This is a genomic window from Pseudomonas sp. LF020 (genome assembly GCF_053456425.1).
The window spans coordinates 549,722-572,663 of the sequence record NZ_JBRFIX010000004.1 but is presented as its reverse complement, the minus strand read 5'-3'; the positions used below and the strand labels follow the sequence as shown (position 1 = coordinate 572,663).

The window sequence follows — 22,942 nt, the reverse complement described above, 5'->3', positions numbered from 1 at the left end:
TCAGCGCCAGACAACAGAAGCCGCGCTATCATGCGCCGCTTTAGCGGGCACGAGCGATGTGAGGAACGGCATGACACCCTGGCTGACGGTAGTGGGAATCGGTGAAGAAGGCTTCAAGGGCCTGGGCAAAAATGCCCGGCGCGCCCTGATGGGCGCCTCGCGGATCATCGGCGGTCAGCGGCAACTGGACTTGCTGCCGGTGTGCATTCGCGGCGAACGCACTTTGTGGCCAAGCCCGTTTTCCCTCGCGCCGGTTTTGCAGCAACGCGGCGAAACCGTGTGCGTGCTGGCCAGTGGTGATCCGATGTTCTACGGCGTCGGTGCCAGCCTCGCGCGGCAGGTGCCGAGTGCCGAGATGCTGATCCTGCCCGCGCCATCCTCCTGTTCGCTGGCAGCCGCCCGCCTCGGCTGGCCGTTGCAGGATGTAGTGACATTGTCGCTGGTCGCGCGACCTTTGGCGGCACTCAATGCGCAGCTGTTCAGCGGGGTGCGCCTGTTGCTGTTGAGCAATGACCGGCAAAGTCCGGCGGCAGTCGCGGCGCTGCTGCGTGAGCGCGGTTTTGGCGGCAGTCGCCTGAGCGTTCTGGAGCACTTGGGGGGCGATGCCGAGCGGCGCATCGACGGTACAGCCGATGACTGGAGCGATCCAACGATTGCCGATCTGAATGTGATCGCCATCGAATGCCTGGGCGATGCGCAGGCACCACGCCTGTCGCGTCTTGCCGGGCTGCCCGACTCGGCATTCCAGCACGACGGTCAACTGACCAAACGCGATGTCCGCGCCATCACCCTCGCCCGCCTCGCACCGATCCCCGGCGAATTGCTGTGGGATGTCGGCGGCGGTTGCGGCTCGATCGGCATCGAATGGATGCGCACACACCCCAGCTGTCGGGCCATCGCCATCGAGGCGGATGAGGGCCGACAGGCGTTGATCGAACACAACCGCGACGCATTGGGCGTACCCGGCCTGCAACTGGTGCGGGGTCGCGCGCCACAAGCCCTCGCCGACCTCGAGCGCCCGGACGCGATCTTCATCGGCGGCGGCGTGACTCGCGAAGGCGTGTTCGAAACCTGCTGGGAACAACTCAAACCCGGAGGCCGCATGGTCGCCAACGCCGTGACCCTGCAAAGCGAAGTCACGCTGATGCACTGGCGCGAACGCCACGGCGGCGAACTGACGCGCATCCATGTCGCTCAGGCGCAACCACTGGGCGAGTTCGACACCTGGCGACAGGCGCTGCCGATCACCCTGCTGGATCTGGTCAAACCCCTCGATGCGTGACGAAACCGCCGAACAACCCGCCCCGCTGCGCAGCGGTCTGACCACTGGCAGCTGCGCCACTGCCACCAGCCTCGCCGCCGCGCGACTGCTGCTGGGCGGCACGTCGGCGGACGCCGTGCAGATCGTCCTGCCCAAGGGTAAGCAGGTGCAGATGCGTCTGGAATTCTGCCGCTTGACCGAGGATGGTGCCGAAGCCGGGACGATCAAGGACGCCGGCGACGACCCGGACGTGACCCACGGTGCGCTGCTCTATTCCCGCGTGCGCTTGCAGGCCGAACCGGGGATTCGCTTCATCGCAGGCGCAGGCGTCGGCACTGTCACCCGCCCGGGGCTGGTGCTCGGCGTCGGTGAGCCGGCGATCAATCCGGTGCCGCGAAAGATGATCAGCGACCACCTCAACCTGCTCGCCGCCGAAAGCGGATATGCCGGCGGTTTCGAGGTGACGGTCAACGTCGAGGGCGGCGAGGCGCTGGCGCTTAAAACCATGAATCCGCGTCTGGGCATTCTCGGCGGGCTGTCGATCCTCGGCACCAGCGGCATCGTCCGGCCGTTTTCCTGCGCGGCCTACATCGCCTCGATTCACCAAGGTATCGACGTGGCGAAAACCAACGGTTATCTGCACATTGCCGCGTGCACCGGCAATGCCAGCGAAGACACCATGCGCCGGGTCTACGACCTGCCGGAAATCGCCTTGATCGAAATGGGCGATTTTGTCGGCGCGGTGCTCAAGCACCTGCGCAAAGTGCCTGTGGATAAACTCAGCCTGTGTGGCGGCTTCGGCAAGATCAGCAAACTGGCGGCCGGGCACATGGATCTGCACTCACGGCATTCCAGTATCGACCTGCCGCAACTGGCTGAATGGGCAGCAGCGATTGGCGCCGATCAGGCGTTGCAGCAAAGCATTCGTGAAGCGAATACCAGTCAGCAGGCCTTGGCGATGGCCAGCGCGGCGGGCGTCGCCCTCGGCGATGAAGTCTGCCGCCATGCGCTGAATTTCGCCCGCAGCGTGGTGCCGGCGCAGGTAAAGGTCGAGGTGTTTGCGATTGATCGCCAGGGCGGCATTGTCGGCCATGCCGGAGGTTTTGCATGAAGCGGATCTTGTTGCTCGGCGGCGTCACTGAGGCGCTGGCCATCGCTCGCACGCTGGGGCCAGAACATATTTACAGTCTGGCCGGCGTGGGCCGGGTGCCGACCGACCTGACCTGCCAGGTGCGCGTCGGCGGCTACGGCGGGGCCGAAGGTCTGGCGCAATTCATTCGCGCTGAAGGCATCGAACTGCTACTCGACGCGACCCACCCTTACGCCGCACAAATCAGCCACAACGCCGCCCGCGCCGCGCAACTCGACGGCATTCCCTGCTGGGCCTTGCGCCGCCCCGCATGGCAGCCGCAGCCGGGCGACGACTGGCGAGAGGTCAGCGACTGGGCCGAACTGACCGCAGCCCTCAAACCGTTCCGCCGCCCGCTGTTCACCCTCGGCCGCGAACCGCTGCAACACCTCGACGAAATCCCTGCCAACCAGTTCTGGACCCTGCGCGCCCTCGACGTCTACCCCGGCAACGAACGCTGCGAAGTGATCGGCGCTCGAGGGCCATTTCTGCTTGAAGATGAACGCGCACTGTTCGAACGCCGGCAGATCGATGTGCTGATCAGCAAGAACAGCGGCAGCACCGCGACCGAGCCGAAGCTGGAAGTGGCGCGGGAGTTGGGGGTGCCGGTGATGGTGTTGAAGCGGCCGGAGTTGGCGGGGGTTGATCGGGAGTTTGTGACGACGGCTGAAGTCCTCGCTGCCCTTGCCTCCTTCACTCGACTTTAACCAAGCGCAGATCTCGAGTACGCCTTCGCGGGCAAGCCCGCTCCCACAGTGGTCGGCGGCGACCGCATAGTTTGTGTATGCCACGGATCCTGTGGGAGCGGGCTTGCCCGCGAAGGCGCCGGTACTGTAATCCTCTCTCCAGCGCCCTACAGCTAAACCGGATGCTACGTACAACCACTTAAAGAACCACTGACTGTCTGCACTAAATGCCTGGTTTTATGCTCACCGCTTTTGAGCCCAAAGGTGAACATTGCGATGACCGAAAAATTCACCCGTTTCGACGCCGCCGAATACCTCAAAACTCCCGAAGATATGGCGGCGTATCTGGACGCCTGCTTTGATGATGATGAAGGCGATGGCGTGCTCATCCGTGCAGCATTGAATGACATAGCCCGAGCTCAGGGCATGACACAGGTGGCACGTGATGCCGGCCTGGGTCGTGAAAGTCTCTATAAAGCGCTGAGCAGCACGGGTAACCCCGAATTCGCAACTATCATGAAGGTCATGAAGGCTTTGGGTTTGAGATTGCACGCCGTCGCGGTTTGATTGATCTGCGACACCAAACCGCACGACGCCTTTTTACTTATCGGCCCTGATCAGGCTAAATAGCCGCGCCTGATCGCCCACCCAACGGATCTGTCCCATGAACCGACACCGGCTCGCATTTGCCTGGATCGCCTGCTTCGCAGTGCTGTTCAACATGCTCGCCATGCCGATGACCGGGGCGATGGCGCAGGCGGCCAATTCACCGGCCGAACAGTTGCTGTGGAGCAGTTTCTGCACCGGCAGCGGGACGAAAATGGTGGCGATCAACATCGGCACCCCGGAGCAGAAAGCCCCGTCCAACGACAGCCATTCCAACATGCAGCATTGCTGGTGCTGCTCGGGTTCAGCGCCGCTGGTGGCGTTGCCGGGCCATACACCGCAGCTGTATTTCGCCCGCTACGCAAGCAATCGCAGCGTGGCGCCGCCCTCGTTGCAGACACCGACACCGCGCCAGCAATGGCCGAGCCTCAATCCCCGCGCCTCGCCTCTGGTTTGATTTGTTCTCGCAATTGACCTGCGTATCAAATCGTTCTGGAGAACTGCCATGTTGAACAAACTCTTTGTCATCGCTGCGCTGTTGCTGCCGGCGTGCTTCGCCCATGCCCACGAATACAAGGCCGGCGAGCTGGAAATCGCTCACCCGTGGTCGCAGGAGCTGCCGCCCAACGCGCCGACCGTTGCGGCTTATTTCGTGATCAGCAATCCCGGCAAGACCGACGACCGCCTGCTCAGCGTCGATTCGCCGATCACCGACCAAGCGCAACTGCATGAGCATGTGATGCAGGGCGACCTGATGAAAATGCAGCAGGTGCCCAACGTGGTGATTCCGGCCGGCGGCAAGGTGACGTTCGCGCCGATGGCCTATCACGTGATGCTGCTCAACCCGAAAGACCGCAGCCTGCTCAGCGACGGCAAACGCTTCCCGCTGGCCCTGCATTTCGAGAAGGCCGGTGACGTGACCGTCGAAGTCGCGGTGCAGAAGAAACCACCTCAAGACACCCAGGCACACGATCACGCCCAGTAACCGATCCGGCTGACCACGCCCGTGCGCCCGCAACGTGCCGGGGCCTCCCGCCTGCATCGCCAGAGCCAGACTCTGACCCGCGGTAGCTGGATCGCCCTGTTCGCCATGTTGATGATCTTCATCGGCCCGCTGATTTCTCAGTCGATGCCGATGGATCAGCACGTCTCGACTTCCATGCCGATGAGCATGGACATGGCGATGGACATGCCGGGCATGGATCATGCCGCGCACGGTGCACCATCGGCTGCCGAACACTGCCCGCCGCAATCCTCGCACCACGCCCTGTGGGAAAAATGCGGTTATTGCAGCCTGCTGTTCAATTGCCCGGCGCTGACCGGTGGCGGCACGTTCGCCACGTTCAGCATTGCCCACGTCAACACCTTCACCCCGCCCTCCCCGCGTCTGGGCCATGCCCGGCAGACCTTCTTCCCCGGCGCCCGCACCCGCGCCCCGCCCGTCAACGCGTAAACACCGCACCTTTGATTGCACACGGTTGAGAAGACAGCTTCAGGCTGCCGGCCGTGTCGTTTACGACTGTTTGATGGAAATTGTCATGTCCAGGTTTTCTGCTGTTCCACGCTCGGGTTCTGCCCAGGCGTCTTTCGCGCTGAGCGCATCGCGCATTGGTTTCTCGCACGCTACTGCCGTCCTTTGCGGCGTCCTGCTGTCGCCGCTGGTGCTGGCCGACGACCACGCCGGTCACGTTGATGAACTCAGTCCGACGGTGATCACTGCCATCGCTCCCAGCTCGCCACTGACGATCGTCACCAATCCCAAGGACCCACGCCAACCGGTGCCGGCCAGCGATGGCGGCGATTACCTGAAGACCATTCCCGGCTTCGCCCTGGTACGCAATGGCGGCACCAATGGCGATCCGGTGCTGCGCGGGATGTTCGGTTCGCGACTGAACATTCTCACCAACGGCAGCATGCTGCTCGGCGCCTGCCCGGGACGGATGGACGCGCCGACCTCGTACATCTCGCCGGAAACCTACGACAAACTCACGGTGATCAAAGGCCCGCAAACCGTACTTTGGGGGCCAGGCGCATCGGCCGGCACGATTCTCTTCGACCGTGAACCGGAAAGCTTCGGCGAACTCGGCACGCGGGTGAATGCCAGCGTGCTGGCCGGCTCCAACGGCCGCTTCGACAAGGTTGTCGACGCCGCTGCCGGTGGACCATTGGGCTACGTGCGGGTGATCGGCAATACCGCGCACTCCGACGACTATCGCGACGGCAACAACGACACCGTGCCGTCGCGCTACGACAAGTGGAACGGTGACATCGCCGTCGGCTGGACCCCGGACGCCGACACCCTGATTGAACTCACCGCCGGCAAGGGCGATGGCGAAGCGCGCTACGCCGGACGCGGCATGGACGGTTCGCAGTTCCTGCGCGAAAGCCTCGGGCTACGCTTCGAAAAATCCAACATCACCGACGTGCTGGAGAAACTCGAAGCGCAGGTCTACTACAACTACGCCGACCACGTGATGGACAACTACACCCTGCGCACACCGTCCGGCACCGGGATGATGGCCGGGCCCATGGCCTCCAACGTCGACCGGCGCACCCTCGGCGCGCGGATCAAGGCCACCTGGCGCTGGGCCGACATCCAGCTGATCACCGGTCTCGACGCGCAGACCAACGAGCATCGTCAGCGCAGCGGCATGGGCATCGACACCTATAAGGATCAGCCGTACACCAAGGACGCCGATTTCCATAACTACGGTGTGTTCAGCGAAATGACCTGGTACGCCGCCGACCGTGACCGACTGATCACCGGCGCCCGGCTCGACCGTGCCTCGGCCAGGGACTACCGGCAGAGCATTGGTTCGGGAATGATGAGCAGGCCAAATCCGACCGCCGACGAGACCCGCGCCGACACTCTGCCAAGCGGCTTCGTGCGTTACGAGCATGACCTCGCTGACAGCCCGGCAACGCTGTACGCCGGCCTCGGTCACGCGCAGCGCTTCCCGGATTACTGGGAGCTGTTTTCACCGAAGTCCGGCCCGGCCGGCTCGCTGAATGCGTTCGACTCGATCAAACCGGAGAAGACTACCCAGTTCGACTTCGGCGTGAACTACAAGACTGCCGAACTCGAAGCCTGGGCCTCGGGCTACATCGGTGTGGTGCGCGACTACATCCTGTTCGACTACACACCGACGATGATGGGCATGAGCACTTCGCGCGCGGAAAACATCGACGCGCGGATCATGGGTGGCGAGCTCGGTGCCGCCTACAAACTCACCGATAACTGGAAAGCCGACGCGACCCTGGCTTACGCCTGGGGCAAGAACAGCAGCGACGGCAAAGCCCTGCCGCAAATGCCGCCGCTGGATGCGCGCTTCGGCCTGACCTACAGCGAAGACAACTGGAGCGCCGGGGCGCTGTGGCGCGTGGTCGCGGCGCAAAACCGCATCGACCAGAACAAAGGCAACGTGGTCGGCAAGGACTACGACAAGAGCGGCGGCTTTGGCGTGTTCTCGCTCAACGGCGCCTACCGGATCAACAAAAACTGGAAGGTCAGCACCGGCGTCGACAACTTGTTCGGCAAGGCTTACGCCGAGCACTTGAACCTGGCCGGTAACGCCGGCTTCGGCTACCCGGCCAACGACCCGCAAGCGATCAATGAGCCGGGGCGCACGCTCTGGACCAAGGTCGATATGAGTTTCTAGAACACCGCGATTTTCCCGGTGTGAACACTGCCCTTGTGGCGAGGGAGCTTGTCGAGTCGTCGCACCGTCCCGCCGGGGCGCGCAGCGGCCCTTCTCTTTAGCTGAAAGAGTATGGGCCTGCTTCGCAGTCCAGCGGGAGCAAGCTCCCTCGCCACAGGTGTGCATGTCAGGCAAAACACTAAAAGATCCAAGCCAAGCGGAGCAAACGTGATGCAAAAGCCCAAACCGAATTTCTACAACCTGGCCTGGCGCTGGCATTTCTATGCCGGATTATTCGTCGCGCCGTTCATGGTGATGCTGGCCCTGACCGGCATCGTCTACCTGTTCAAACCGCAACTCGATTCGCTGATGTACAGCAGCCTGCTCAAGGTTCCGGCCGGGCATCACACGGTGCCGGCCGATGACCTGTTGCAACGGGTCAAGAACGCCTATCCACAAGGTCAGATCACCCAGTACCTGCCGCCGGCCAACGCCGAACGCAGCGCACAATTTGTCGTCAAGAATGCAGATCGCGAACTCAACGTGTTCATCGATCCGTACCACGGCGACATCCTCGGCGAGCAGGATGCCAAGCAGAATCTGCAAGCCATCGCCCGCGCCATTCACGGCGAGTTGATGATCGGCACGCTCGGTGACCGCCTGATCGAACTCGCCGCCGGTTGGGGCGTGGTGCTGGTGGTGTCGGGGGTGTTCCTGTGGTGGCCGCGCGGTCAGGCCGCCGGGATTTTGTGGCCACGGCTGAACAGTCGTGGTCGGGTGTTATGGCGAGATCTGCACGCGGTCACCGGGTTCTGGGGCGCCGCATTGCTGCTGGTGATGCTGCTCAGCGGCATGACCTGGACCGGCTTCTGGGGCAAGCAGTACGCCCAGGTCTGGAACGTATTCCCGGCTGCGATGTGGAACAGCGTGCCGACCTCCGACGTCGAGGCCGGCAGCCTCAACAACGCCGCGCGCCAGACCGTGCCATGGGCGATGGAAAACACGCCGATGCCGATGTCCGGCGACCACGCCGAACACATGGCTCACGGCGGCATGCAGCACGGTCCCGCCGCGCCTGCCATCAGCCTGCAGGATGTGCAGAACATCGCCGTCGAGCGCAAGGTCGAACCCGGCTACAGCATCACCTTGCCGACCACCGCGACCGGTGTGTTCACCATCGCCGTGTTCGCCGACGACCCGCGCAACGACGCGACCCTGCATGTCGATCAGTACACCGGCAAGGTCCTCGCCGATGTGCGTTTCGAGCAGTACGGCGCGGTGGCGCGGGCCACGGAAATCGGTGTGATGCTGCACGAAGGCAAGATGTTCGGCGCCTTCAATCAGATCATCGTGCTGCTGATCTGCCTGATGATTCTGCTCAGCGCCGTCAGCGGTGTGGTGATCTGGTGGAAGCGTCGCCCGCAGGGCAAGTTCGGCGTACCGCCGCTGCGTCATGACCTGCCGAAATGGAAAACCGGCGTGGCGATCATGCTGGTGCTGGCGGTGATTTTTCCGCTGGTGGGCGCTTCGCTGGTGCTGGTCTGGCTGCTTGATCGGCTGCTGTTGTCGCGTCTGGGCCGCCAAGCTGAATCTGCCTCAACTTGATCGTGAAGCAGGCGAGATGCGCGTTTCAGACAGATCTTTAAACTGCCGGGACTTAAACTCCGGCATTTTTTAGTGTTACTGTATAACGCAAATTTGCCGCTCTGCCCGCAACCACACGTTGCGGGCTTTCTTTTGAAGAAGTGATTCACCGTCCCGATGAACAAGTACCTCTTGTCCAGCCTCTGCCTGCTTGCCCTGAACAATGCCAACGCCGATGGCCAACCGTTGACGCTGCCCACCGGCACCATCTCCGCGCCTGCAGTTGACGAAGAAAGTGTCAGCCTGACCACGCCGACCTCCGCCGGCTCGCGCCTGAACCTGACGGCCATGGAAACTCCGGCCAGCGTCGAAAGCCTCAGCGGCGAGCAGGTGCGTGCCCGTGGCGATCGCAGCGTGCAGGACGCGGTGTCGCGCAGCACCGGCATCAGCCGCACCGGCACCCCAGGCGATGGCGGCACCTCGTTGCAGGCACGCGGTTTTACCGGGCAGAGTTCGGTAATGCAGTTGTATGACGGCAACCGCATGTACACCGGCATGGGCACCGTGACCTTTCCGGTCGACACCTGGTCGGTGCAGCGCGTCGACGTGCTGCGCGGCCCGGCCTCGGTGCTGTACGGCGAAGGCGCGACCGGCGCGGTGGTCAACGTGATTCCGAAGAAGCCGTTCGAGGGCGAAATCGAAAACCACCTGCGCCTCGGCTACGGTTCCTACGACAGCCAGCAGCAGGCGTTCGACAGCGGCGGTTCGCTGAGCGACACCCTGAGCTATCGCCTCAATCTCAATCGTCTGCGCAGCAACGGCTGGATCGATCGCGGTGACTCATCAAGCGACTTCATCAGCGCCGCGCTGCGCTGGCAGGCCACCGACGATCTGGCGTTCACCCTCGCCCACGACTACGGCGACCAGCGTCCGCAGAACTACTTCGGCACGCCACTGATCAACGGCCGATTGCGCGACAGTCTGCGCAACAAGAACTACAACGTGCGTGACGATCAGCAGCACTACAACGATCAGTGGACGCGCCTGACCACCGATTGGCAGATCAACGACGCCGTCAGTGCCAGCAACGAGCTGTACTACCTCAAGGCCCAGCGCCGCTGGCAGAACGCCGAAAACTACAACTTCGACCGCGACAGCCAGCAACTCAGCCGCAGTGGCTACTTCGGCATCGGCCACCAGCAGGAGCAGGTCGGCGACCGCCAGACCTTCACCTTCAAGCACTCGCTGTTCGGCCTCGACAGCCAGACCGTGACCGGCGTCGATTACAACCGCATCCGCTTCCAGCTCAACAGCAACTCGCCGTTCAACGATGTGCTACCGAATGGTCAGGCGCTGGATCTGTATCACCCGCAACCGGGCTATTTCGAAAGCGCCAACCCGTACCGCGACCAGTTCGACAGCACCACCAAACAGATGTCAGTGTTCGCTGAAAACCGCACGCAACTGAGCGAACGCTGGTCGCTGGTGACCGGCGTGCGCCGTGATTATGTGCATGTGGATCGCAACAACCTGGTCGATGACAGCCAGAGCGACAAGACCCTGACCGGCAACAACTGGAAGGCCGGACTGCTGTTTGCCCTGACGCCGCAGACCTCGTTTTACGGCCAAGTCGCGACCAGTACCGATGGCATCGGCGGCTTGATTTCCCTGAGTCCGAGCCAGCAGCAATACGACCTCTCGACCGCTCGCCAGACCGAGGTCGGCATGAAGCAGTTGTTCTGGGATCAGCGTGGCGAGTTCACCCTGTCGGCCTATCGCATCGTCAAAAAGAAGCTGCTGACCGACGATCCGGGCAACCCGACGCTCAAGCAGCAAGTCGGCCAGCAATCGTCCAATGGTCTGGAAGCCAGCCTCGACCTGCAACTGCCGCACGCCTGGCAACTGCAGGCCAACGCGGCGATTGTGAAGGCCAAGTACGATGACTTCTCCGAAGTGGTCAACGGGCAGACGCTGTCGTACAACGGTAATCGCCCGGTAGATGTGCCGCGTCGAACCGCCAATCTGTGGCTGAACAAAAACCTCAGCGATGATCTGAAGGCCGGCGCCGGCGTGCGTTATGTCGACGCGCGCTATGCCGACATGGCTAATCGTAATGAGCTTCCGAGTTACACCGTGGTCGATGCGACGCTGTCGTGGCAGGCCCTGCGCAACACCACGCTCGGTCTGCAGGTGAACAATCTGTTTGACCGCCGGTACGCGCAAAGCCAATACAATGAGGGCCAGCAATGGATTCTCGGCGAGCCGAGATCGTTCTTCGTCACCGCTGATTACACTTTCTAACCCAACCCCTGTAGGAGCTGCCGCAGGCTGCGATCTTTTGATCTTGATCTTTAAAAGCAACAGCAAAAGATCGCAGCCTTCGGCAGCTCCTACAGGGGCAAGCATCATGAGCATTTGATGACCTCGCTCACCCTCACCCACCTCGCCTGGACACCTCTGGGCCACGGCCACTGCCATCACCAGTTCCAACTGCGTGACGCCTCGTTGCAGGTGGCCGCCGGTGAGTTTGTCGGGCTGATCGGCCCGAACGGCAGCGGCAAGACCAGCCTGCTGCGCTGCGCATATCGCTTCAGTCAACCGGAAAGCGGTGAGGTCAGACTCGATCACCACAATGTGTGGAAACAGTCCTCACGCTGGTGCGCACAACGCATCGCCGTGGTCCTGCAGGAATTCCCCGATGCCTTTGGCCTGACCGTCGAGGAAGTGGTCGCCATGGGCCGCACGCCGCACAAAGGCCTGTTCGATGGCGACACGCTGGAAGATCGCAATCTGGCGACGCAAGCGCTCAAATCCGTCGGCCTCGACGGCTTCGAAGACCACGCGTTCGCCACCCTCTCCGGCGGTGAAAAACAGCGGGTGATCCTCGCCCGCGCCCTGGCCCAGCAACCGCAACTGCTGATCCTCGACGAACCGACCAACCACCTCGACCCGCGCTATCAGCTCGAACTGCTGCAACTGGTCAAACGCCTGCAGATCGGCACCCTCGCCAGCATCCACGACCTGAACCTGGCCGCCGCATTCTGTGACCGACTGTACGTGATCAACCACGGGCGCATCGTCGCCAGCGGCACGCCGCAAGATGTACTGACCACCGAGCTGTTGCGCGACGTGTTCGGCGTCGAGGCGTTGATCGACTCCCACCCTCTTCACGGCTACCCGCGAATCACCTGGATAACCCGACCATGACTGTGCGTTCCCTGCTTTGTGTCGCTCTTTTGTTGTGCAGTGCCCAGGCCTTCGCCGAAGCCACGAAATACCCGTTGACCATCCACAGCTGCAACCGCGAAGTGACCTTCAACGAAGCGCCGAAACACGCGGTCAGCCACGACATCAACATGACCCAGATGATGCTCGCCCTCGGCCTCAAATCGCGCATGGCCGGTTACAGCGGCGTCAGCGGCTGGAAGTCGGTGACGCCCGAGATGCAGTCGTTGCTCGACGGCTTGCCGGAGCTGGCTGCGAAATATCCATCGGTGGAAACCCTGCTCAACGCCAACGTCGATTTTTTCTTCGCCGGCTGGGATTACGGCATGCGCGTCGGTGGCGACCTCACGCCGCAGACCCTGCAACCGCTGGGCATCAACGTGTATGAGCTGACCGAATCCTGCGCCTTCGTGATGAAGCGTCCGGCGGCGACGCTGGACGACACCTACAACGACCTGCGCAATCTGGGGAAGATTTTCGACGTGCAGGATCGCGCCAACGCACTGATCGCCGACATGCAGAATCAGGTCGCCGAGATCCGCAAAGACCTGCCCGCCGACAAGCCGCGCGTGTTTCTCTACGACAGCGGCGAAGACCGCGCCATGACTTCCGGGCGTCTCGGCATGCCGCAGGCGCTGATTGATGCTGCAGGCGGGCGCAACATTCTCGACGACGTCGACGCGAGCTGGACGAGGGTCAACTGGGAGACCGTGGTCGAACGCAACCCGCAGGTGATCGTGATCGTCGACTACAGCGAAATCACTGCCGAGCAGAAGATCGAATTTCTGCTGAAAAACAAGGCGCTGCAATCGGTGGACGCGATCAAGAACCAGCGCTTCATCGTCATCCCTTACGTGCAGGCCACGCCGGGGATCGATAACGTGCTGGCGGTGGAAACCCTGGCCAAGGGGTTCCACGGCGAATGATCGACCGTCGCTACACCCTGCTGCTGATTGCCCTCGGTGCCGTGTTGCTGGTGTCGTGCGTGGTGTCGCTGGGCTTTGGTCCGGCGCGGGTGCCGGTGGACGTGGTGTGGCGGATTCTGCTGCACAAGTTGTTCGGCCTCGGCGTACCGGATTGGAGCGCTGGCCAGGAACACATCGTCTGGCTGATTCGCGTGCCGCGCATGTTGCTCGGTGCGCTGGTCGGGGCCGGGCTGGCATTGATCGGCGCGGTGTTGCAAGCGGTGACGCGCAATCCTCTTGCCGATCCGCACCTGCTCGGCGTCACCTCCGGCGCGACGTTGGGCGCGGTGATCGTGGTGCTGCACATCGGTGAGATCGTCGGCCTGCTGACCTTGCCGATTGCCGCGTTCATCGGTGCGCTGCTGAGCATGTTTCTCGTGCTGGGGATTGCCAACCGCCAGGGTCGCCTCGACAGCGATCGCCTGCTGCTGTGCGGCGTGGCAGTGTCGTTCGTGATGATGGCGATCGCCAACCTGCTGCTGTTCATGGGCGACCACCGCGCCAGTTCGGCGGTGATGTTCTGGATGCTCGGCGGCCTCGGTCTGGCGCGCTGGGAGCTGCTGACGATACCCGCGCTGAGCGTGCTGCTTGGCCTGGTTTTGCTGTTGGGCATGGCCCGGCCGCTGAACGCACTGATGGCCGGCGAACAGACCGCCGTGACCCTCGGCCTGAATGCCCGGGCGGTGCGCCTGCGGGTGTTTGTGATCGCCTCGTTGATGACCGGGGTGCTGGTGTCGATCAGTGGCTCAATCGGTTTCGTCGGGCTGATGGTGCCGCACATCGCCCGGCGTCTGGTCGGTGCCGAACACCGGCGATTGCTGCCGGCCTGCGTACTGCTCGGCAGCCTGTTCCTGGTGTGGGTCGATGTCGCCGCACGCACGATGATCGCCCCGGAAGACCTGCCCATCGGCGTCGCCACCGCAGCCATCGGCGGCCTCTTTTTCATAGGCCTGATGCGCCGCCGCTGACACAACACAATCCCCCTGTAGGAGCTGCCGAAGGCTGCGATCTCTTGATCTTGCTTTCGATCATTAAAAACCAAAGTCAAAAGATCGCAGCCTGCGGCAGCTCCTACAGGAATTGTGGGCGCCCCAATCTGGCGCGGTTGTCTGCACCAACGCTATGTGCGCGTGCCTTTGTGGTGCACCCCGCCAACGCACAACCGCTCTAAACCGACATTTCCCTGCCCGATCCCGACCGGGCACAGCCCTTGCAAAACACCCTTCAGTCGTCCGCATCTGCCAACCATAAAAAACTTTAACGTCCATGGAGATCGCACAATGAAGCGTCGCAGTTTGATCAAGGCTTTCACTCTCACGGCATCCATTGCCGCGATGGGCATGACCTGGACTGTCCAGGCTGCCGAGACCATCAAGGTCGGGATTCTGCATTCGTTGTCCGGGACCATGGCGATCTCCGAAACGTCGCTCAAAGACATGGCGCTGATGACCATCGACGAGATCAACGCCAAGGGCGGGGTCAACGGCAAGATGCTCGAACCGGTGGTGGTCGACCCGGCGTCGAACTGGCCGCTGTTCGCCGAAAAGGGTCGGCAGCTACTGACTCAGGACAAGGTCGCGGTGGTATTCGGTTGCTGGACCTCGGTGTCGCGCAAATCGGTGCTGCCGGTGTTCGAAGAACTCAACGGCCTGCTGTTCTACCCGGTGCAATACGAAGGCGAAGAGATGTCGCCGAACGTGTTCTACACCGGCGCCGCGCCGAACCAGCAAGCGATCCCGGCGGTGGAATACCTGATGAGCGAAGAAGGCGGCAGCGCCAAGCGCTTCTTCCTGCTCGGCACCGACTACGTCTACCCGCGCACCACCAACAAGATCCTGCGCTCGTTCCTGCACTCCAAAGGCGTGGCCGACAAGGACATCGAAGAGGTCTACACCCCGTTCGGTCACAGCGACTATCAAACCATCGTCGCCAACATCAAGAAATTCTCCGCCGGCGGCAAGACTGCGGTGATTTCCACGGTCAACGGCGACTCCAACGTGCCCTTCTACAAAGAGCTGGCCAACCAGGGCCTGAAGGCTACCGACGTACCGGTGGTGGCGTTCTCGGTGGGTGAAGAAGAGCTGCGCGGCATCGACACCAAACCGCTGGTGGGCAACCTTGCGGCGTGGAACTACTTCGAGTCCGTGGAGAACCCGGTGAACAAGAAGTTCGTCGCTGACTGGAAGGCTTACGCGAAGAAACACAACCTGCCGGGCGCCGACAAAGCGGTGACCAACGACCCGATGGAAGCCACTTACGTCGGCATCCACATGTGGGCGCAAGCAGCAGAAAAAGCCAAGTCCACCGACGTCGACAAGGTCCGCGAAGCACTGGCCGGCCAGACCTTCGCCGCGCCGTCCGGCTACACCCTGACCATGGACAAGACCAATCACCACCTGCACAAACCGGTGATGATCGGCGAGATCCAGAACGACGGTCAGTTCAATGTGGTCTGGCAGACAGAAGGCCCGATCCGCGCCCAGCCTTGGAGTCCGTTTATCGATGGCAACGACAAGAAGCCGGATTATGCGGTGAAGAGCAACTGAGCCATTGGGCTTGACGATTAATCAAGCCCGGTAACTGCCTGTTGAAATGGTTTTCTGTGGCGAGGGAGCTTGCTCCCGCTGGGTTGCGAAGCAGCCCCAAAACCGTCGACTGCGGTGTATCAGGTTACGACTGCTACGCAGCCGAGCGGGAGCAAGCTCCCTCGCCACAAAAGCCAGTCCTCACATAAAGTTCGCGCAAGGCCAAGCATATGCCCACCGCCCTTTTTCGCTTCATCCTGGCCCTGGCACTGCTGTTGCCGATGACTGCCTTTGCCGGCGACGCCGAAGACTTCGTCGCCGCCAACCCGGTGCAACAAGCCAAATTGCTCGAAGCCTGGGCCGCGCAGCCCGAGCCTGCCCGCATCGAGCTGATCAACACCCTGCAACAAGGCGAACTGACCGTCGACGGACAACCCAAAACCCTGCGCCTGAACAACCGCCTGCGGGGTCTGATCGACACCGCTCTGGCCAGCCACCAATTGCTCGCCGCCGACGCCAAAACCCGTCTGACTGCTGCGCAGCAATTGCAGAAAAGCGCGAAACCCGCGCAGCTGAAATTCCTCGACCAGCAACTGGCTGGCGAAAAAGACGAGAACGTCCACGCCGCACTGAGCCTGGCGCTGGCCAACCTGCAGCTGGTGGACAGCGACCCAGCGGTGCGTCTGGCCGCCGTGCGCCTGCTCGGTGAAACCGGCGATCCGCTGGCCCGCACCCGCCTGGAAGGACTGCTCGAACCCGGCGTTGAAAGCGATGCCGGCGTGCGCACCGCCGCCGAAACCAGCCTGGCTCAGGTCAAGCGCAAACTGCTGATCGGCGAAGTACTCGGTCAAGCCTTCAGCGGCATGTCGCTCGGCTCGATTCTGTTGCTCGCGGCCCTCGGTCTGGCGATCACCTTCGGCCTGCTCGGGGTGATCAACATGGCCCACGGCGAGATGTTGATGCTCGGCGCCTACTCGACCTACGTGGTGCAGCTGATGTTTCAGCGCTACGCACCGCAAGCCATCGAGTTCTATCCGCTGATCGCGCTGCCGGTGGCGTTCTTTGTCACAGCGGCGATCGGCATGGCGCTGGAACGCACGGTGATTCGTCATCTCTACGGCCGACCGCTGGAAACCCTGCTCGCCACCTGGGGCATCAGCCTGATGCTGATCCAGTTGGTGCGCCTGCTGTTCGGTGCGCAGAACGTCGAAGTGGCGAACCCGGCGTGGCTGTCCGGCGGCATTCAGGTGCTGCCCAATCTGGTGCTGCCGTATAACCGCATCGTGATCATCGCCTTCGCACTGTTTGTCGTGGTGTTGACCTGGCTGCTGCTGAACAAGACCCGCCTCGGCCTTAACGTGCGTGCGGTCACGCAGAACCGCAACATGGCCGCCTGCTGCGGCGTGCCCACCGGGCGCGTCGACATGCTCGCGTTCGGCCTCGGCTCGGGCATCGCCGGCCTCGGTGGCGTGGCGCTGAGCCAGATCGGCAACGTCGGCCCGGACCTCGGCCAGAGCTACATCATCGACTCGTTCCTGGTGGTGGTGCTCGGTGGCGTCGGTCAACTCGCCGGCAGCGTGCTCGCTGCGTTCGGGCTGGGCATCGCCAACAAGATTCTCGAACCGCAGATCGGTGCGGTACTGGGCAAGATCCTGATCCTCGCGCTGATCATTCTGTTCATCCAGAAACGTCCGCAAGGCCTCTTCGCACTAAAAGGACGGGTGATCGACTGATGAACCAGCCTCTACTTGTCACGGCCACGCAAAAGGCCGGCCCGAAACTCACCCTCGCCATCGGCGCGGTGATCCTCGCGCTGCTGATCGCCCTGCCGCTGCTCTCGCTGCTGGCGCCGGACAACGCGCTGCATGTGTCGGCGTATACGCTGACGCTGGTCGGCAAAATCCTCTGTTACGCCATCGTCGCCCTGGCGCTGGATCTGGTCTGGGGTTACGCCGGGCTGCTGTCGCTGGGTCACGGCCTGTTCTTCGCCCTCGGCGGTTATGCGATGGGCATGTACCTGATGCGTCAGGCCGCCGGCGATGGCTTGCCGGCGTTCATGACTTTTCTGTCTTGGACGGAGTTGCCGTGGTACTGGAGCGGCACCAGCAGTTTTATCTGGTCGATGTGTCTGGTGGTGCTGGCGCCGGGTCTGCTGGCGCTGGTGTTCGGCTTCTTCGCCTTTCGCTCGCGGATCAAGGGCGTGTATTTCTCGATCATGACCCAGGCCCTGACCTTCGCCGGCATGCTCCTGTTTTTCCGCAACGAGACCGGGTTTGGCGGCAACAACGGCTTCACCAATTTCCGCACGATTCTCGGTTTCGGCATCACTGAACCGGGTACTCGCGCGGTGCTGTTTCTGGCTACGGTGTTGCTGCTGGTGGCGAGCCTGTTCATCGGCTGGCGTCTGGCACAGAGCAAGTTCGGCCGGGTGCTGACGGCGCTGCGCGATGCGGAAAACCGCCTGATGTTCTGCGGTTACGACCCGCGTGGTTTCAAGCTGTTCGTCTGGGTCTTGAGCGCGGTGCTGTGTGGTCTGGCCGGGGCGTTGTATGTGCCGCAGGTCGGCATTATCAACCCCAGCGAAATGTCGCCGACCAACTCCATCGAAGCGGCGGTGTGGGTGGCTCTTGGCGGCCGTGGCACGTTGGTCGGGCCGCTGCTCGGCGCCGGTGTGGTCAACGGCATGAAGAGCTGGTTCACCGTGGCTTTCCCCGAATACTGGCTGTTCTTTCTCGGCGCGCTGTTCATCGTCGTGACGTTGTATCTGCCCAAAGGCGTGATCGGCCTGCTGAAGAAACGAGGTGAACAATGAGAGTCACTGCGAGTGCTGAATTCATGCTCGAACCGGCGTTTTTCCCCGTAGAACCGAACAAGGACGAAGGCACCAGCCGCGACTCGATCGGCCTCGGCCAACGCGCCGGCCCGGGCCTCGACATCCGCCACGGCACGATCCTGACTCTGGAAGACATCAGCGTCAGCTTCGACGGCTTCCGCGCCCTGAACAATCTGAACCTGTACATCGGCGTCGGCGAACTGCGCTGCATCATCGGCCCCAACGGCGCGGGCAAAACCACGCTGATGGACGTGATCACCGGCAAGACCCGCCCCAGCCACGGCAAGGCCTGGTTCGGCGAAACCCTCGACCTGACGCAGATGAGCGAAGTGCAGATTGCCCAGGCCGGGATCGGGCGCAAGTTCCAGAAGCCGACGGTGTTCGAAGCCCTCAGCGTGTTCGAAAACCTGGAGCTGGCGCAAAAAACCGACAAATCGGTGTGGGCCAGTTTGCGCGCACGCCTGAGCGGTGAGCAGCGTGATCGCATCAGCGAAGTGCTGGAGACCATTCGCCTGACGACGTCGGTCAATCGCCCAGCGGGCCTGTTGTCCCATGGGCAGAAGCAGTTTCTGGAGATCGGCATGCTGCTGATGCAGGACCCGCAACTGCTGCTGCTCGACGAACCGGTGGCGGGCATGACCGATGCCGAAACCGAATTCACCGCCGAGCTGTTCAAGTCGCTGGCCGGCAAACATTCGCTGATGGTGGTGGAGCACGACATGGGCTTCGTCGGCTCGATTGCCGACCACGTGACGGTGCTGCATCAGGGCAGCGTGCTGGCCGAAGGCTCGCTGGAGCAGGTGCAGGAAAACGAGCGGGTGATCGAGGTCTACCTCGGCCGCTGACGATCCATCCCCTGTAGGAGCTGCCGAAGGCTGCGATCTTTTGATCTTGTTTTTAAGATCAAGATCAAAAGATCGCAGCCTTCGGCAGCTCCTACACAGGGATTTGAGGAGATTTTGAGAATGCTGCAAGTCGACAAGCTGCACCAGTACTACGGCGGTAGCCACATCCTGCGCGGCCTGAGCTTTGACGTAAACGTCGGCGAAGTCACCTGCCTGCTCGGGCGCAACGGCGTGGGCAAGACCACCCTGCTCAAGTGCCTGATGGGCCTGCTGCCGGCCAGGGAAGGGGCGGTGAACTGGGAGGGCAAAGCGATCACCACGTTCAAGCCGCACCAGCGCGTACACGCCGGGATCGCCTATGTGCCGCAGGGCCGGGAAATCTTCGGCCGGCTCACGGTGGAAGAGAATCTGCTGATGGGTTTGTCGCGGTTTCCCGGCAGCGAAGCGAAAGAAGTCCCAAGTTTCATCTACGAATTGTTCCCGGTGCTGCTACAAATGAAGCAGCGCCGCGGCGGCGACCTGTCCGGCGGTCAGCAACAGCAGCTCGCAATCGGGCGCGCATTGGCCAGTCGTCCGCGTTTGCTGATCCTCGACGAACCCACCGAAGGCATCCAGCCCTCGGTGATCAAGGAGATCGGCGCGGTGATCAAGACCCTCGCGGCGCGCGGCGACATGGCGATTTTGCTGGTGGAACAGTTCTACGATTTCGCTGCGGAGCTGGCCGATCAGTACCTGGTGATGTCCCGGGGCGAGATCGTGCAGCAGGGTCGCGGTGAAAATATGGAGGCCGAGGGTGTACGAGGTCTGGTAACAATTTAATCTGTAGCTTCCTAACGATAATTACAAACCATGAACTTAGCGCTTCCCACTGCCCTGTTTACCCCGAGCTGGCACGCCGAGCTGGAGCTGGCCTACGCCCGCTTCGGCGAATGCACGCGCCCGGTTCAACGCCGGCATCTCGGCCCGCTGCGCGTGCAAAAGCATCTGTATGCCGAAGGCCCCGAGGTCTGCCAGCACATCATCGTCCACCCGCCGGGCGGGATCGCCGGCGGTGACCGGTTGAACATCAGCGCGCGCGTCGAACAGGACGCCTGGGCGCAGATCACCAGTCCTGGCGCGGCCAAGTGGTATCGCGCAGCGGGGCCGGCGTATCAGCAACTCGATCTGAAAATCGCGGCCGGCGCGACGCTGGAATGGCTGCCGCAGGAAACCATCGTCTACAGCGCCGCTCAGGCTGAACTCAGCACCTCGATCGAACTTGAAGGCGATGCGCGGCTGTTCTACTGGGACGTGGTGGCGCTGGGCCGACCGGCCAGTGGCGAGCGCTTCGACCTCGGACACTTTCAGGCGCATCTGGATATCCGCCGTGACGGGCGATTGCTCTGGCATGAGCGCCAGCGCATCAGCGGCAATGATGGTTTGCTCGATTCGCCAATCGGGCTGGATGGCAAACCGGTGTTCGCCACGCTGCTGGTCACCGGCGAGATTGATGCCGAGCTGCTGGAGCGGTGTCGTTCGCTGGGCCATGAGGTGCGCGGTGATCTGACCCAATTGCCGGGGCTTTTGGTCGCCCGTTGCCTGGCGAGCGAGGCACTACTGGCCCGCGCCTGGCTGATCGACCTGTGGCGCCTGCTGCGCCCGGCCCTGCTCGGCCGCGAAGCCCAGCCACCCCGAATCTGGAACACCTGAAATGCATTCCCCTGTAGGAGCTGCCGCAGGCTGCGATCTTTTGATGTTGATTTTTTACAGCAAGATCAAAAGATCGCAGCCTGCGGCAGCTCCTACAGGGTGTACGACTTAACTTTCTTCTGCCGAGACCTGAAAGACAAATGGACCTGACCCCACGCGAAAAAGACAAGCTGTTGATCTTCACCGCCGGCCTCGTCGCCGAGCGCCGACTGGCCCGTGGCGTGAAGCTCAACTACCCGGAAGCGATGGCCTACATCTCCGCCGCCCTGCTCGAAGGCGCCCGAGACGGCCAGACCGTGGCCGAGCTGATGCACTACGGCACTACCCTGCTGAGCCGTGAACAGGTGATGGAAGGCATCCCGGAAATGATCCCGGAGATCCAGGTCGAAGCCACGTTCCCCGACGGCACCAAACTGGTCACCGTCCACCAGCCAATCGTCTGAGGCCGCGCCATGACTTACACCATTCGCGATGCCCTGCATGCCGACCTGCCGGCGATCCGCGACATCTACAACGACGCGGTGCTCAACACCACGGCGATCTGGAACGAATCGGCGGTCGACCTCGGCAACCGCCAGGCGTGGTTCAGCGCCCGTCAGGCCCAGGCCTACCCGATTCTGGTGATCGTCGACGCCGACAACGTGGTGCTCGGCTACGCTTCCTTTGGCGACTGGCGGCCGTTCGACGGCTTCCGCCATACCGTCGAGCACTCGGTCTACGTGCGCAGCGACCAGCGCGGCAATGGCCTTGGCCCGCAATTGATGAGCGTGCTGATCGAGCGGGCCAAAGCCTGCGACAAGCACGTGATGGTCGCCGCCATCGAAAGTGGCAACGCCGCTTCCATTCGTCTGCATGAACGCGCCGGTTTCAGCATCACCGGGCAGATGCCGCAAGTCGGCACCAAGTTCGGTCGCTGGCTCGATCTGACCTTCATGCAACTGACCCTCAATCCTGGCGCCCAGCCGCCGGTCGCCAACAAGGAGTGACACGCGATGAACCCCGCCCAACTGCGACGCGTCAATGCGGAAAGTTTTGCGCACTATCGTCAGGGCCTGATTGATCTGCTGCTCGACGCCGTGGGTTATGGCGCCAGCGTCGGTTTCATGGCCGACCTCGATGCCGCGCAAGCCCGCGCCTATTTCGATGAAGTGCAGCAACAAGTGAACAAGGGCAACGTGTTGCTCTGGGTGGTGGTCAAGGATGAAGAGGTGCAGGCCAGCGTGCAGTTGGGTCTGTGCCAGAAGGCCAACGGCCTCAATCGTGCCGAGGTGCAAAAACTGCTGGTGCGCGAACAGGCGCGCCGACGCGGCCTCGGCCAGCAATTGATGAATGCGCTGGAACTTGAAGCAGCCAAGCACAAACGCGGCATGCTCTACCTCGACACCGAGGCCGGTTCGCCCGCCGAAGATTTCTACAAGGCCCTGGGTTACACCCGCGCCGGCGAAATTCCCGACTACGCCTGCGACCCGCATGGCACGTATCGACCGACAGCCCTCTACTACAAGATTCTGCAAGGAGCCCGGCCATGATTCCCGGCCAGTACCAGATTCAGCCTGGCGACATCGAACTGAATGTCGGCCGCCGCACCCTCAGCCTGAAAGTCGCCAACAGCGGCGACCGGCCGATCCAGGTCGGTTCGCACTATCACTTTTTCGAAACCAACGATGCGCTGACCTTCGATCGCGCGGCCAGCCGTGGCATGCGCCTGAACATCCCGGCCGGCACCGCCGTGCGCTTCGAACCGGGGCAGAGCCGCGAAATCGAGCTGGTGGAATACGCCGGGCATCGGCGGGTGTTCGGCTTTGCCGGGCGGGTGATGGGTGAGCTCGACTGACATGCGCACAATCCTGTGGCGAGGGAGCTTGCTCCCGCTCGAGTGCGTAGCACTCGCCAACCCGGGGAACGCGGTGTGTCTGTAAGAAATCATTGGCAGGTTTTGGGGCTGCTGCGCAGCCC

The 22,942-nt window shown here is 62.5% G+C and carries 23 protein-coding genes; all 23 read left to right on the top strand.

From position 1 onward, the window contains the following. The first annotated feature begins 70 nt into the window (after positions 1 to 70). The 23 genes from cbiE to ACU680_RS13010 all read left to right on the top strand — a co-directional run bounded on the left by cbiE (position 71) and on the right by ACU680_RS13010 (position 22,820). Entirely contained in the window at positions 71 to 1,282 is a 1,212-nt protein-coding gene (gene cbiE / locus ACU680_RS13120; RefSeq protein WP_448179639.1) for a precorrin-6y C5,15-methyltransferase (decarboxylating) subunit CbiE, read from the top strand. Continuing rightward, the gene (locus ACU680_RS13115) at positions 1,275 to 2,372 is read left to right on the top strand and encodes a cobalt-precorrin-5B (C(1))-methyltransferase (protein ID WP_448179638.1); all 1,098 of its coding nucleotides are present in this window, start codon (positions 1,275 to 1,277) and stop codon (positions 2,370 to 2,372) included. The genes cbiE and ACU680_RS13115 overlap by 8 nt, the downstream gene beginning before the upstream one ends. Next, positions 2,369 to 3,097, top strand: a complete 729-nt coding sequence (locus tag ACU680_RS13110; RefSeq protein WP_448179637.1) for a cobalt-precorrin-6A reductase — start codon at positions 2,369 to 2,371, stop codon at positions 3,095 to 3,097. The genes ACU680_RS13115 and ACU680_RS13110 overlap by 4 nt, the downstream gene beginning before the upstream one ends. Positions 3,098 to 3,352: 255 nt before the next feature. Then, on the top strand, positions 3,353 to 3,643 hold the full coding sequence (locus ACU680_RS13105; protein ID WP_003221244.1) for an addiction module antidote protein: 291 nt from the start codon (positions 3,353 to 3,355) through the stop codon (positions 3,641 to 3,643). 97 nt (positions 3,644 to 3,740) lie between these two features. Beyond that, entirely contained in the window at positions 3,741 to 4,139 is a 399-nt protein-coding gene (locus tag ACU680_RS13100) for a DUF2946 domain-containing protein (RefSeq protein ID WP_448179636.1), read from the top strand. A gap of 48 nt (positions 4,140 to 4,187) precedes the next feature. Continuing rightward, entirely contained in the window at positions 4,188 to 4,667 is a 480-nt protein-coding gene (locus ACU680_RS13095) for a copper chaperone PCu(A)C (RefSeq protein WP_448179635.1), read from the top strand. A gap of 21 nt (positions 4,668 to 4,688) precedes the next feature. Next, positions 4,689 to 5,135, top strand: coding sequence for a DUF2946 domain-containing protein (locus ACU680_RS13090; RefSeq protein WP_448179634.1), 447 nt, complete (start codon positions 4,689 to 4,691; stop codon positions 5,133 to 5,135). 85 nt (positions 5,136 to 5,220) lie between these two features. Next, positions 5,221 to 7,341 carry a TonB-dependent copper receptor gene (locus ACU680_RS13085; protein ID WP_448179633.1) on the top strand — a complete coding sequence of 707 codons (2,121 nt, stop codon included), beginning with the start codon at positions 5,221 to 5,223 and terminating at the stop codon, positions 7,339 to 7,341. Positions 7,342 to 7,551: 210 nt separating this feature from the next. Next, positions 7,552 to 8,925: a PepSY-associated TM helix domain-containing protein gene (locus tag ACU680_RS13080; RefSeq protein WP_448179632.1), complete on the top strand. Its 1,374-nt coding sequence runs from the start codon at positions 7,552 to 7,554 to the stop codon at positions 8,923 to 8,925. A gap of 156 nt (positions 8,926 to 9,081) precedes the next feature. Further along, complete coding sequence (locus tag ACU680_RS13075) at positions 9,082 to 11,205, top strand: TonB-dependent receptor (protein ID WP_448179631.1); 2,124 nt, start codon at positions 9,082 to 9,084, stop codon at positions 11,203 to 11,205. A 117-nt stretch (positions 11,206 to 11,322) separates the two neighbouring features. Further along, on the top strand, positions 11,323 to 12,111 hold the full coding sequence (locus ACU680_RS13070) for an ABC transporter ATP-binding protein (protein WP_448179630.1): 789 nt from the start codon (positions 11,323 to 11,325) through the stop codon (positions 12,109 to 12,111). Beyond that, entirely contained in the window at positions 12,108 to 13,055 is a 948-nt protein-coding gene (locus tag ACU680_RS13065) for an ABC transporter substrate-binding protein (RefSeq protein WP_448179629.1), read from the top strand. The genes ACU680_RS13070 and ACU680_RS13065 overlap by 4 nt, the downstream gene beginning before the upstream one ends. Beyond that, the gene (locus ACU680_RS13060) at positions 13,052 to 14,062 is read left to right on the top strand and encodes a FecCD family ABC transporter permease (RefSeq protein WP_448179628.1); all 1,011 of its coding nucleotides are present in this window, start codon (positions 13,052 to 13,054) and stop codon (positions 14,060 to 14,062) included. Before ACU680_RS13065 ends, ACU680_RS13060 begins: the two co-directional genes overlap by 4 nt. A 312-nt stretch (positions 14,063 to 14,374) precedes the next feature. Continuing rightward, positions 14,375 to 15,640, top strand: a complete 1,266-nt coding sequence (urtA, locus tag ACU680_RS13055; protein WP_027613564.1) for an urea ABC transporter substrate-binding protein — start codon at positions 14,375 to 14,377, stop codon at positions 15,638 to 15,640. Positions 15,641 to 15,849: 209 nt separating this feature from the next. Beyond that, positions 15,850 to 17,352 carry an urea ABC transporter permease subunit UrtB gene (gene urtB / locus ACU680_RS13050; RefSeq protein WP_448179627.1) on the top strand — a complete coding sequence of 501 codons (1,503 nt, stop codon included), beginning with the start codon at positions 15,850 to 15,852 and terminating at the stop codon, positions 17,350 to 17,352. After that, positions 17,352 to 18,431, top strand: coding sequence for an urea ABC transporter permease subunit UrtC (gene urtC, locus ACU680_RS13045; protein ID WP_448179626.1), 1,080 nt, complete (start codon positions 17,352 to 17,354; stop codon positions 18,429 to 18,431). The genes urtB and urtC overlap by 1 nt, the downstream gene beginning before the upstream one ends. After that, positions 18,428 to 19,297: an urea ABC transporter ATP-binding protein UrtD gene (gene urtD / locus ACU680_RS13040; RefSeq protein WP_400760322.1), complete on the top strand. Its 870-nt coding sequence runs from the start codon at positions 18,428 to 18,430 to the stop codon at positions 19,295 to 19,297. Before urtC ends, urtD begins: the two co-directional genes overlap by 4 nt. Before the next feature lie 120 nt (positions 19,298 to 19,417). Then, on the top strand, positions 19,418 to 20,116 hold the full coding sequence (gene urtE / locus ACU680_RS13035; protein ID WP_448179625.1) for an urea ABC transporter ATP-binding subunit UrtE: 699 nt from the start codon (positions 19,418 to 19,420) through the stop codon (positions 20,114 to 20,116). A gap of 30 nt (positions 20,117 to 20,146) precedes the next feature. Then, a complete protein-coding gene (locus tag ACU680_RS13030; RefSeq protein ID WP_448179624.1) occupies positions 20,147 to 20,986 on the top strand; it encodes an urease accessory protein UreD in 840 nt (279 codons plus the stop codon). 140 nt (positions 20,987 to 21,126) lie between these two features. Further along, entirely contained in the window at positions 21,127 to 21,429 is a 303-nt protein-coding gene (ureA, locus tag ACU680_RS13025) for an urease subunit gamma (protein ID WP_003221215.1), read from the top strand. Between the two features lie 9 nt (positions 21,430 to 21,438). Beyond that, positions 21,439 to 21,972, top strand: a complete 534-nt coding sequence (locus ACU680_RS13020; protein WP_047600616.1) for a GNAT family N-acetyltransferase — start codon at positions 21,439 to 21,441, stop codon at positions 21,970 to 21,972. A gap of 6 nt (positions 21,973 to 21,978) precedes the next feature. Further along, the gene (locus tag ACU680_RS13015) at positions 21,979 to 22,515 is read left to right on the top strand and encodes a GNAT family N-acetyltransferase (protein WP_367082861.1); all 537 of its coding nucleotides are present in this window, start codon (positions 21,979 to 21,981) and stop codon (positions 22,513 to 22,515) included. Continuing rightward, entirely contained in the window at positions 22,512 to 22,820 is a 309-nt protein-coding gene (locus tag ACU680_RS13010) for an urease subunit beta (protein WP_400760311.1), read from the top strand. Before ACU680_RS13015 ends, ACU680_RS13010 begins: the two co-directional genes overlap by 4 nt. The last annotated feature ends 122 nt before the right edge of the window (positions 22,821 to 22,942 follow it).